The organism is Leifsonia xyli subsp. cynodontis DSM 46306, assembly GCF_000470775.1.
GTDB classification, from domain to species: Bacteria; Actinomycetota; Actinomycetes; order Actinomycetales; family Microbacteriaceae; genus Leifsonia; species Leifsonia cynodontis.
This window is the reverse complement of the sequence record NC_022438.1, coordinates 339520-351531: the sequence shown is the minus strand read 5'-3', so window position 1 is coordinate 351531 and position 12012 is coordinate 339520. Positions and strand designations below refer to the sequence as shown.

Below are 12012 nucleotides of genomic sequence, written 5' to 3'. Positions count from 1 at the left end.
CCCGGCCCGATCTCGCTCACCCCGCCTCCGGCCGCATCTGCCGCCGGATCAGCTCGAAGTCGTGCCGGCTGAGCTCGATCGCGCCGCGGCGCAGCTGGCAGCCCCAGTCGCTCCTGCCGCGCGTGAAGTCGAGCGAGCGGAGCAAAGGCCGGATGGGCGCGGCGACAGCATCGCGATCCCAGTCCACCCGGCGTCGCCAGGGCCGGACATCGCCGGAGGCGACCTGGTACACCTCGTCGTCGGCGATGCGCCCCACAGCGGTGAACTGCTGAAGGCGCTCCCCGTCGGGCGAGGAGGAACGCGGCGAGTAGAAGACGAACCCGTCCGAGCCGCGCATGGCCGCGAGCGGGGCGCGGGCGCCGTGGCCGACCTGCGCGAAGCCGCCGGCGACCCCGCGGAGGACATGATCCCGCTGGACCACCCCGAGCCAATACCGGATCGCCATCCTCCTGTTGTAGCGCATCCTCCGTCCGCCCCGCTGGCACACCACCGCGCCCAGCCGGGAGTGCCCCGTGAAGCCTCGCCGCCGGGCGAGGACACTGGACGGGTGAGAGTCCTCCTCAAGCTCATCCTCGACTGCGACCCCGACGCCGCCTGGCGGGCGTTGCAGAGCCCGAGCGCCTTCCGCGAAGCGGCGCTCCCGTGGCTGGACATGCGATCCGCCGAGCCGGACGGCTTCCCCGCGGTGTGGCCCCCGGGTGAGCACCGGGTGAGCGTCCGGGCGCTCGGAGTCCTCACCGTGGGCACACAGGTCATCCGGCTCGACACGCTCCGCTCCGCGGACCCCCGCGAGTCCGCGACGCGCATCCTCCGCGACAGCGGCGGCGGAACCGGCGGCATCCTCGCCGCGCTCCCCCGCCTCGATCACCGGATGGCGATCGCTCCCGACCCGGCGGGTCCCTCCGCAGACGGCCGGCAGCGCACGCTCTACCGCGACCGCCTGATCGTGCGAGCGGGAGCGCTGACCCCCGTGGCCTGGTGCGGACTGTGGGCGTTCTGGCAGTGGCGCGGGGTGCGCCTGCGCCGGCTCGCGGCGGGCTGGGCATACGATCCGTAAGACGGACCCGGCCCGGGTCGCCGGCGAAGCGGAGGACAGGCGATCGTGAGCGGAGTCGAGGGCAGGGCGGCGGGCGGCGCGAGCCCCGCGGCGACCGCGGCGCGCACAGCAGACTGGCGGCGGGGCGTTTTCGGGCTGTACGCCTCGGTGCGGTAGCAGGCCGCGACCGACCCCGCCGCCGCGCATGCGCACTGGCGCTCGTGCCGGAACGAGCTGTTCGCCTCGCATCCCGCGTCGCCGCTGCTGGACGCGGACCGGGAAGGGTTCACCGGGCTGCCGGTCGCGGCTTACGACCCCGGTTGGCGCTTCGAGCTACCGGTGCTGGCCGCAGACGGGCCGCGACGAATGACGGTCGAGACCGGCACCGACGGCGTGGTCCCGTTCCACCTGCTCGGGACGGTCCGCGTGCCGCTGGCGGGGACGCTGGAGGTGTGGCGGCTCGCGTCCTACGGGGGCGGGCTGTTCGTTCCGGTGAAGGACGCGCTCGCCGGACACGACGGCGGGACGTACGGCGGCGGCCGCTACCTCATCGACACCATCAAAGGAGCGGACCTCGGCTTCGGCGCGACGAGGGACGGTCTCACGGGCGGCTCCGAGACGAGACTGGTGCTGGACTACAATTTCGCCTACAACCCCTCCTGCGCGTACGACCCGGCTTGGGCGTGCCCGCTCGCGCAGGAGGGCAACACGCTCCCGGTGGAGGTGCCGGTCGGCAGCGCTACCCGGGAGCGTGAGAACCGCATCCGGCGGCGGCCAGCGCGAACGGAACGCGCAGGGCGAGGCGGTCCGGGTCAGCGCTCCACCAGTGTCAGCCTCTGGGTCGGGCGTGTCATCGCCACGTAGAGAGCCGCCGCGCCGCGCGGCGGCTCCGCGGCGAGCACGTCCGGGTCCGCCAGCACGACCGCATCGAATTCGAGGCCCTTGGCTTCGTAGCCGGTGAGGACGGCGATCGGGCGCGTCAAACCGGCGGCGCCGCGGGCCGCCTCCTCCACGAACCACCCGAGGACGGCCCCGGCCACCGTCTCGAGGTGTGCGCGCGGGACGATGACCGCCACCGTGCCCGCGGCGTCCACCTGCCGGTCGTGGTCGATGGCAGCGACGACCGCCTCCGCGAGGGACGGCTCCGCGTACACGCGGCGCACCGGCCAGTCCCCCTCGCGCACGGCACGGGTCGGGGTGACCGGCAGACCGGCGGCGCTCGCGATGCGCTCGGCCTCGCGCGCGATCTGCGCGGGCGTGCGGTAGTTCACGGTCAGCTCTTCGAGCCGCCACGCGTCTGTGAACACGGGACGGAGAGCGTCGTCCCAGCCGACCGGCCCCGCGGCGGAGGCGCTTGGGCGATGTCGCCGACGATGGTGAACGACTTCATGGGGCAGCGGCGGACGAGCGCGCGCCACTGCATCGGCGAGAGCTCCTGAGCCTCGTCCACGACGACGTACCCGTAGGCCCACGAGCGGTCGGCGGCGGCGCGTTCGGCGGTCGTCCCGCGATCCGGCCGCTCCGAGAACCCGTCCGCGAGCCGCTCGGCGCTGACGAGTCCTTCGACGCCCAGGGTGCGGATGGTGGCCCGGGCGTTCTCGAGGTCGAGCCTGCGCCGGCTGTCCCGCTCCCGGGCGGCGGGATCGGGACGGGCGGGGAAATCGCCCAGCAGTTCGGCCGCCTCATCCAGCAGCGGGACGTCCGCGATGGTGAACGGCTCGCTGCGGTCGCGGCGCAGGGCGGCGCGCTGGGCGTCGGTCCAGCACGGCGTCAGTTCGGCGAGCCAGGCGGGCCGGGCGTAGAGATCCTGGATGAGCTTCTGCGGGGTCAGGGGCAGCCACGCCGTATTGAGGAGGACCCGCACATCGTAGGACGTGCGGAGATCCTCGCGCAGCATTCTCAGGTCGTCGTCGTCGATGGCCGAACCGCCCCGGCGAAGCTGCTCGGTGAGCGCGGCGAGAGCGCTCTTGACAAAGGTGACTCGGGCGGCGTTGTGCGGCTTTCCGGTGCGCTGGGCCTTGGCGATGGCACGCCGGATGAGGTCGGGAGCGACGACGAGACGCTTCATTGCCGACCACGATGGTCTGCTCGGTCTCCGGCGCCTTCTGGCGGGCCCGCACGGCGTGGGAGAGCAGCCGGGCCATCGTCGCGGCGCCTTTCAGCAGAGCGGCTTCCGGACTGTCCTCGGCCGTCGCCTCGAAGCCGGGCAAGAGCTCCCCGAGGCTCTGCATGACGACGCCGGTCTCCCCGAGCGCGGGAGCACCGCGTCGATGTAGCGGAGGAACGCCGGCGACGGTCCGACGACGAGCACGCCGGAGGAGCTGAGCCGCTGCCGGTTGGCGTAGAGCAGGAAGGCGGCGCGGTGGAGCGCGACGGCGGTCTTGCCGGTCCCTGGCCGGCCCTGGACCACGAACGCACCGCGGAGATCGGAGCGGATGATGCGGTCCTGCTCGGCCTGGATGGTCGCCACGATGTCGTGTATCCGCCCGGTGCGCTGGGCCGTCAGCGCGGCGAGGAGCGCCCCCCTCGCCCTGCACCCGCTCCCCCGGGCCGAGGCCGTCGGTCAGCAGGGACTCGTCGAACACCTCGTCGTCCACCCGCACGACCTGGCGGCCGGTCATCGTGAGGTGACGGCGGGCGCGGACGCCCATCCGCTCGCTCGCCGTCGCCTGGTAGAAAGCAGTCGCCTGCTGAGCGCGCCAGTCGACGAGGAGCGAACGCTGATTGTCGTCACGCAGGCCGAGGCGGCCGATGTACCGGTGGTCGGAGCCGTCGGAGGGCTCCTCCAGGAGCAGGCGGCCGAACACGAGCCGCGCCTCCACCTCCCGCAGCTGGATGAGCTGGTCCTCATACAGGCGCGCGAACGAGTCGCGCTCGCTGCGGGCCTGATGGTTGCCGCCGACGCTCTCACGGCGCACCCGGGTCAGCCGCTCGGCCGTCTCGGCCCGAAGCGCATCCAGGCGCTCGTACAGGCCGGAGACGACGGCCCGTTCGCGTTCCAGCTCGGATTCCTGCACGCCGACCGCCTTCCTGTTTTCCAGGGCCGATAGTCTACGGCCTCCAGCCCCGAAGCAACTCCCAGCCGGAGCCGGTAGACTCGTGATATGGCGCGACCGCCGGGACCCGCCCCGTCGCGCACTCAGACCTTCGATCCTTCCCCCTCCCCGGCGAGCGCCGTGCCTTCCGCCGCCTCGCCCGCTGCCCGAAAGGCGCCCCGTGACCCACCAGACCTTCGCCGAGCTCGGCGTGCCCGCCGCCCTCGTCTCCGTCGTCGCCGCCGACGGCAAAGCCGAACCGTTCCCCATCCAGGCCGACACCCTCCCCGACACCCTCGCGGGACGGGACGTGCTGGGACGGGGCAAGACCGGCTCCGGCAAGACCATCGCGTTCTCCCTGCCGCTCGCGGCGCGGCTCGGCGCTGACCGCGAGGGCGGCGCCTCCCGGAAGCGCCGCCCTCGCGGTCTCGTCCTGGCCCCGACGCGCGAGCTCGCGACCCAGATCGACGCGACCCTCGCACCGCTCGCGGCGGCGCTGGGCCTGCGGACGACGACCATCTTCGGCGGCGTCTCGCAGAGCCGCCAGGTCACAGCCCTCCAGGCCGGCATCGACATCGTCGTGGCCTGCCCCGGGCGGCTGGACGACCTCATGAAGCAGGGCATCCTGTCGCTCGACGCGATCGAGATCACCGTGCTCGACGAGGCCGACCACATGGCCGACCTCGGCTTCCTGCCGACCGTGACCCGCATCCTGGACAAGACACCGGCCGGCGGCCAGCGCCTCCTGTTCTCGGCGACACTGGACAACGGGGTGGACAAACTCGTCAAGCGCTTCCTCCGCGACGAGGTACTTCACTCGGTGGACGACGCGACCAGTCACGTCGAGGCCATGACACACCACGTCTTCGAGGTCGCCGGCCCGGAGGCGAAGAAAGAGCTCGTCCACGCGCTCGCCTCCGGCCGGGGGCGGCGCATCCTGTTCACCCGGACGAAGCACCAGGCCAAACGTCTGGCCAAGCAGCTCACCTCCGCCGGCGTCCCCGCCGTCGATCTGCACGGAAACCTCAGCCAGGCCGCCCGCGACCGCAACCTCGCGGCCTTCGGCTCCGGCGCTGTGCGCGTGCTCGTCGCCACGGATGTCGCGGCGCGCGGCGTGCATGTGGACGATGTGGAACTCGTCGTCCACGTCGACCCGCCCGCGGAGCACAAGGCCTATCTGCACCGCTCCGGACGCACCGCGCGCGCGGGGAGCGCGGGAGATGTCGTCACGGTGATGCTGCCGGAACAGGCGGGCGACATGCGCAGCCTGCTGCGGGCAGCCGCGATCTCGGCGACGCCGCAGAAGGTGACATCGCAGTCAGAGCCGGTCCGCGCGCTCGTGGGCGAGCCGGCCGAGCGCGTCGCCCCGGCCGCACCGGCGCAGAGCAGCGGGCGCGGGCAAGGCGCAGGCCGCTCGGCAGGAACAGGCCGCGGGCAGGACACCGGCCGCGGTCGCAGCGGCCGCGATCAGCGCCCGCGGGCGCAGACCGGCGGAAACGCCCCCGCACGTTCGCGGACGCAGACCGGCCACGCCGCGCCGCCCGCGAACGGCCGGGCCGGCGCGCGCCGGGCGAGCAGCGACGGGCGCAGCGGCGAGGTGCGCGTCGTCCACAGCGCCGGGACGAGAGACCCCCACAGCGAGCGGAGCGCGACCGCGGAGCGGCAGTCCGCCCGGCGAGCGGGCGGGGCCGGAGACGACAGCCCGCCCTCGGGCCGCCGCCGGGGCGCGAACAGCGCAGCCCCCACCGCGGGCTGACGCCCAGCCTCCGGAGGATCGCGAACCGTCTCAGCGGGCGGCAGCCGTTCCCTCCGGTGTGGTGGGCGGTGAGCGCCCCTGCCCCTAGAAGAGCCTTCCGACCGCCCCCATCGCCGCTTTGATCAGCGCGCCTCGGCCGCCTTCGAGTTCGTCGCAGACGGTCGACGACACCGCTTCCTCCGGTGTCATCCAGGTGATCTCGAGCGCGTCCTGCCGCGGTTCGCAGGTGCCGGTGACCGGGACGACGTACGCGAGCGACACCGCATGCTGCCGCTCGTCGGTGTACGGCGAGACACCCGGCAGTGGGAAGTACTCCGCCACCTGGAACGGGACCGGGCTCGCCGGCAGCAGCGGGAACGCCATCGGGCCGAGATCCTTCTCCAAGTGCCGGAAGAGCGCCTCGCGCAGCGTCTCTCCGTACATCATGCGGCCGGAGACGAGCGTGCGCGTGATCTCCCCCACGGCGTTCGCGCGCAGGAGAACGCCGACCTCGACGACCTGCCCGAGGCCGTCGACGCGGACCGGCACCGCCTCGACGTAGAGCAGAGGCAAGCGACGGCGCACCTGCTCCAGCTCGATGTCGCTCAGCCAGGCCGGACCGGTCTGGCGGCCATCGCCCGGGGTCGGGTCGGGGGTGGGCTCCGGGTCAGGGGTTCGCACGCTCATGGACTGATCCTACGGAACGGCTTCCGGGCCGGATCGTAGCGACCGGACGCTGTGGAGAGGCGGCACTCGATCGGGGGCTGTGGAGAGTCGCCGGCCCCGACGCACAATGGAGGGTGCCCTTCCCCGCTCCAGACCTTCGCATCGACCGTGAAGCGGTGCTCTGGTCCGCGGGCGAGCGCGACCGCGTCGGCCGGCCGCTCCTGGTCCTGCTGCACGGCTACGCCTCCGACGAGGCCGATCTGTTCGGCATCTCCGCGTACTTGCCGCTGGAGCCGGTCATCGCCTCGCTGCGGGCGCCCATCCCGGAAGGCCCCGGCTTCGCGTGGTTCTCACGGTTCACCAACGTCCCAGCAGACCCGCTCGCAGGGAACGCCGACGCGGCCGCCCGCGCGGTGCTGGACTGGCTGGACGAACAGCCGGAGGCTCCCACCGGGCTGCTCGGCTTCTCGCAGGGCGGAGCCCTCGCCCTCCAGCTGCTGCGGCTGGCTCCGGAACGCTTCGACTACGCGGTCACACTCTCCGGCTTCGTGGTGCAGGGCAAGCAGGACGGGGATGCCCGGCTCGCCGAACGCCGCCCGCCGGTGTTCTGGGGGCGCGGCACGCTCGACGAGGTCATCCCGGACGTGTCGATCGACCGCACTGCGGACTGGCTGCCCGCGCACTCGGCGCTCGACCAGCGCGTCTACGAGGGGATGGGCCACGCCATCTCCCAGCCGGAGCTGGGCGACATCTCGGCGTTCGTCCGCGGGCGTCTGCCACGCTGAGCCGTACACGCCAGGCCGCGATGTCGGCGGCCGGGGGCATGATGGGTGGATGAGCGATGTGCTCGACCGGTTCTCCCCCGCCACCCGCGAGTGGTTCCGCGGGGCCTTCGCCGCACCGACCGAGGCGCAGGCGGGCGCGTGGGAGGCGATCTCGCGGGGTCGGCACGCGCTGGTGATCGCGCCGACCGGTTCCGGGAAGACGCTCGCTTCCTTCCTCTGGGCGATCGACCGCCTGGCGAGCGAGCCGCGGCCGGCCGATGCGAACCCCGGGACGCGCGTGCTCTACATCTCGCCGCTGAAGGCGCTCGGGGTGGATGTGGAGCGGAACCTCCGCGCACCGCTCGTCGGCGTGACACAGACGGCGAGACGGCTCGGGGCGCAGCCGCCGCACGTCAGCGTGGGCGTGCGCTCGGGCGACACCCCCTCGGCCGAGCGGCGGGCGCTGGTGTCGAATCCGCCCGACATCCTGATCACCACACCGGAGTCGCTCTTCCTGATGCTGACCTCGCAGGCCAGGGAGACGCTGACGACGGTCGAGACGGTGATCGTCGACGAGGTTCACGCGGTCGCCTCGACCAAGCGCGGTGCGCACCTGGCGCTCTCCCTGGAACGGCTGGACGCCCTGCTGCCGGGCCCCGCGCAGCGGATCGGGCTGTCGGCGACGGTGCGGCCGCCGGAGGAGGTCGCCCGCTTCCTGGCCGGACAGGCCCCGGTGGAGATCGTGGCGCCGCCCGCGGGCAAGCGGTTCGACCTGCGCGTGGTCGTGCCGGTGGAGGACATGAGCGAGCTCGGCACCTCCGCCGTCGCGAGCGGCGACGATGGTTCGGCCCCGCAGGCGGGGTCAATCTGGCCGCACGTCGAAGAGGCGATCGTCGATCGGGTGCTCGCCCACCGATCGTCCATCGTGTTCTCGAACTCGCGACGGCTCGCGGAACGGCTGACCTCCCGCCTGAACGAGATCTACGAAGAGCGGATGCTCGGCGGGACGGAGAGCGAGGAGGCCGGGGGCGTCGCGAGCGCCGAGAAAACCGACCCGCGCCGCGCGCCGGCCGAGCTGATGGGCGCCGCGGGCCAGACCCGCGGCTCGCCGGCTGTGACGGACGACGCCGAGGCCCCCGTGCTGGCGCGGGCTCACCACGGGTCCGTCAGCAAAGAGCAGCGCGCCCTGATCGAGGACGACCTCAAATCCGGCCGCCTGCGCTGCGTGGTCGCGACGTCGAGCCTGGAGCTCGGCATCGACATGGGCGCGGTGGAACTGGTGGTGCAGGTGGAGGCTCCGCCGTCGGTGGCGGGCGGGTTGCAGCGCGTCGGGCGGGCCGGTCACCAGGTCGGGGAGGTGTCTCGCGGGGTGGTGTTCCCCAAACACCGGGCCGATCTCGTCCACTCGGCCGTCGCGACCGAGCGGATGGTCGCCGGCCTGATCGAGACGCTGCGGGTCCCGGCGAATCCGCTCGACATCCTCGCCCAGCAGACCGTCGCCGCGACCGCGCTCGAATCGCTCGACGCCGACGACTGGTTCGACACGGTGCGGCGCAGCGCGCCGTTCGCGACCCTGCCGCGCAGCGCGTACGACGCGACGCTCGACCTGCTCGCGGGCCGCTACCCGTCGGACGAGTTCGCTGAGTTGCGGCCACGGATCGTCTGGGACCGGGACGCGGGGACCATCGCCGGACGCCCGGGGGCGCAGCGGCTGGCGGTGGTCAGCGGCGGCACCATTCCGGACCGCGGCATGTTCGCTGTGTATCTGGTCGGCGAGAAGGCCAGCCGGGTCGGCGAGCTGGACGAGGAGATGGTGTACGAGTCGCGCGTCGGCGATGTGTTCGCGCTCGGGTCGACCAGCTGGCGCATCCAGGAGATCACCCACGACCGGGTAAACGTGACACCGGCCTTCGGCGAGCCGGGGCGGCTGCCGTTCTGGAAGGGCGACGGGATCGGACGGCCGGCGGAGCTGGGCCGCGCGGTCGGCGCTTTTCTGCGGGAGGTGAGCGCCGCCTCCCCCGCCGACGCGGAGCTGCGCTGCGTGGAGGCGGGGCTCGACGGCAACGCGACGGCGAACCTGCTGGCGTTCCTCCGGGAGCAGAAGGAGGCGACGGGCCACCTGCCCACCGACCGCACGCTGGTGGTCGAACGGTTCCGCGACGAGCTCGGCGACTGGCGCGTCGTGCTGCATTCCCCTTTCGGCATGCAGGTGCATTCGCCCTGGGCGCTGGCGGTGCAGTCGCGGGTGCGCGAGCGCTACGGGGTCGAGGCGGGCGCGATGGCGGCCGACGACGGGGTGATCGTGCGTCTTCCCGACACGGACTCCGCTCCGCCCGGCGCGGAGCTATTCGTCTTCGAACCGGCCAAGCTCGACGAGCTGGTGACGGCCGAGGTCGGCGGTTCGGCGCTGTTCGCGTCGCGCTTCCGGGAGTGCGCCGCGCGGGCGCTGCTGCTGCCGAAGCAGAACCCCGGCAAACGCTCGCCGCTCTGGCAGCAGCGGCAGAAAGCGTCGCAGCTGCTGGAGGTGGCCCGCAAGTACCCGAGCTTCCCGATCATCCTGGAGACCGTCCGGGAGTGTCTGCAGGATGTGTACGATCTGCCGGCGCTGAACGAGGTCGCCCAGCAGATCGCGCAGAGCCGCATCCGTTTGGTGGAGGCGTATACCGAGACGGCGTCGCCGTTCGCGCGGTCGCTGCTGTTCGGATATGTCGCCGCGTTCATGTACGAGGGCGACAGCCCGCTGGCCGAGCGCCGTGCGGCGGCGCTGTCGCTCGACACGGGTCTGCTCGCCGAACTGCTCGGGCGCGCGGAGCTGCGCGAACTGCTCGACCCGGCCGTGATCGAGCGTGTGGAGCGGCAGGCGCAACGACTGGCCCCGGAGCGGCGGGTGCGCGGGGTCGAAGGCGTGGCGGACCTGCTGCGGCTGCTCGGACCGCTGTCGGCGGAGGAGGTCGCGGCGCGGTTGCAGCCGGAGGGCGCTGCCGCGGAGGACGCCGCCGACAGCGCCCCGCCCTCCGGCGCCCAGCGGGAGAGCGCGGCCGCCCACCTCGCCGCGCTCGTGGACGCCAAACGCGCGCTCGAGATCAGCATCGCCGGGACGCGCCGGTTCGCCGCGATCGAGGACGCGTCCCGTCTGCGCGACGCCCTCGGCGTGCCGCTCCCGATGGGCGTGCCCGTGGCGTTCATCGAGCCGGTGGACGATCCGCTCGGAGACCTGGTCAGCGGGTTCGCGCGGACGCACGGCCCGTTCGAGACCGCCGACATCGCGACGCGGTTCGGGCTCGGCTCGGCGATCGTGCAGGACGCGCTGCGGCGGCTGGCCCACGACAGCCGGGTGGTGGAGGGCGAATTCCGCCCGCACGCGCACGGCGCCGAGTGGTGTGACGACGAGATCCTGCGGCGGCTCCGGCGGATGTCGCTGGCCGCGCTGCGGCACGAGGTCGAACCGGTCGACACCGCGACATTCGCCCGGTTCCTCCCCGACTGGCAGCACCTTGGCTCGTCGCTGCGCGGGGTGGACGCCGTGGCATCGGTGATCGAGCAGCTGGCCGGGGCCCGCATCCCGGCCTCCGCCTGGGAGTCGCTGGTGCTGCCGGCGCGCGTCGCCGACTACAGTCCGGCCATGCTGGACGAGCTGACCGCGGCCGGCGAGGTCATCTGGGCTGGGGACGGCGCGCTGCCGGGGAACGACGGCTGGGTCAGCCTCCATCTCTCCGACGCCGCACCGCTGACGCTCGCTCCCCCGGTCGAATCCGAGCCCGACGAGGTTCAGCGGGGAGTGCTGGCGGCCCTCGCTCGGGGCGGCGGGTATTTCTTCCGCCAGCTCTCCGACGCGCTCGGGGCGGAGAGGGGCGAGCCGGTGGACGACTCCACGCTCGTCACCGCGCTCTGGGACCTCGTCTGGGCGGGACTCGTCACCAACGACACGCTCGCGCCGCTGCGCACGCACACGGGCGGCGGCTCCGCCGCCCACAAGCGGCCCCGCCAGCCGGCACGCTCCCGGATGTACCGCGGGCGAGCGAGCGGGCGCTCGACGATGCCCGCCCGGATGGGACCGCCGACCGTGGCCGGGCGCTGGGCGCTGCTGCCGGAGCGCGACCTCGACTCCACAGTCCGCGCCCACGGCCAGGCCGAGACACTGCTCGAACGGTACGGCGTCGTCACCCGGGGCTCGGTGATGAACGAGGGGACGCCCGGTGGATTCGCCCTCGCGTACAAAGTGCTGAGCGGGTTCGAGGAGACCGGGCGGGCGCGCCGCGGCTACTTCGTGGAGACGCTGGGAGGCGCGCAGTTCGCGAGCGGGCCGACCGTGGACCGGCTGCGCTCGTTCGCGCGTGACCACACGCAGGAACGGCCGTTCGGGGCGGTCGCGCTGGCCGCGACCGATCCGGCGAATCCGTACGGCGCCGCGCTGCCATGGCCGGCCGCCCCGCGCGCGGCCGACGGCGCGACCGGCTCGGGGACCGGGCACCGCCCCGGGCGGAAGGCCGGAGCGCTCGTCGTCCTGGTCGACGGCGAGCTGACGCTGTACGTTGAACGCGGCGGCAAGAGCCTCCTGAGCTTCGTGGCTGCGGAGACAGACGATGCGGCCCGCCCGGCGCTGGCGGCGGCGGCGCGAGCCCTCGCGGCGCTGGTGACCGGCCGGCGCGTGGACAGACTGGCGATCGAGACCGCGAACGGCGGCTTCGTGCTCGGGACGCCGCTGGGCGAAGCGCTCGCGGAGGCGGGCTTCCTGCCCACCCCGCGCGGGCTGCGGCTGCGCGGATGAGGCCCGCG

At 73.5% G+C, this 12012-nt stretch carries 6 protein-coding genes and 2 pseudogenes; 5 read left to right on the top strand and 3 right to left on the bottom strand.

Annotated features, from left to right (window positions below; translation table 11 throughout):
- Positions 1 to 16 precede the first annotated feature (16 nt).
- Positions 17 to 445 carry an EVE domain-containing protein gene (locus tag O159_RS01690; RefSeq protein ID WP_236609515.1) on the bottom strand — a complete coding sequence of 143 codons (429 nt, stop codon included), beginning with the start codon at positions 443 to 445 and terminating at the stop codon, positions 17 to 19.
- A 102-nt stretch (positions 446 to 547) separates the two neighbouring features.
- On the opposite strand from O159_RS01690, the gene O159_RS01685 reads away from it, so the two are divergent.
- Both O159_RS01685 and O159_RS01680 read left to right on the top strand, forming a co-directional pair.
- A complete protein-coding gene (locus tag O159_RS01685) occupies positions 548 to 1057 on the top strand; it encodes a hypothetical protein (protein ID WP_021754044.1) in 510 nt (169 codons plus the stop codon).
- A gap of 45 nt (positions 1058 to 1102) precedes the next feature.
- Positions 1103 to 1791, top strand: a pseudogene (locus tag O159_RS01680) (DUF1684 domain-containing protein).
- Positions 1792 to 1848: 57 nt separating this feature from the next.
- Here O159_RS01680 and O159_RS01675 read toward each other — a convergent pair.
- Positions 1849 to 4053, bottom strand: a pseudogene (locus O159_RS01675) (HelD family protein).
- A gap of 199 nt (positions 4054 to 4252) precedes the next feature.
- Between O159_RS01675 and O159_RS01670 the strand changes: the two are divergent.
- Positions 4253 to 5827, top strand: a complete 1575-nt coding sequence (locus O159_RS01670; protein ID WP_021754041.1) for a DEAD/DEAH box helicase — start codon at positions 4253 to 4255, stop codon at positions 5825 to 5827.
- A gap of 84 nt (positions 5828 to 5911) precedes the next feature.
- Here O159_RS01670 and O159_RS01665 read toward each other — a convergent pair whose 3' ends face one another.
- Positions 5912 to 6493, bottom strand: coding sequence for an NUDIX hydrolase family protein (locus tag O159_RS01665; protein WP_021754040.1), 582 nt, complete (start codon positions 6491 to 6493; stop codon positions 5912 to 5914).
- Positions 6494 to 6606: 113 nt separating this feature from the next.
- Between O159_RS01665 and O159_RS01660 the strand changes: the two genes are divergently transcribed.
- Both O159_RS01660 and O159_RS01655 read left to right on the top strand, forming a co-directional pair.
- On the top strand, positions 6607 to 7257 hold the full coding sequence (locus O159_RS01660; protein WP_021754039.1) for an alpha/beta hydrolase: 651 nt from the start codon (positions 6607 to 6609) through the stop codon (positions 7255 to 7257).
- Between the two features lie 49 nt (positions 7258 to 7306).
- Positions 7307 to 12004, top strand: a complete 4698-nt coding sequence (locus O159_RS01655) for an ATP-dependent helicase (protein WP_021754038.1) — start codon at positions 7307 to 7309, stop codon at positions 12002 to 12004.
- The last annotated feature ends 8 nt before the right edge of the window (positions 12005 to 12012 follow it).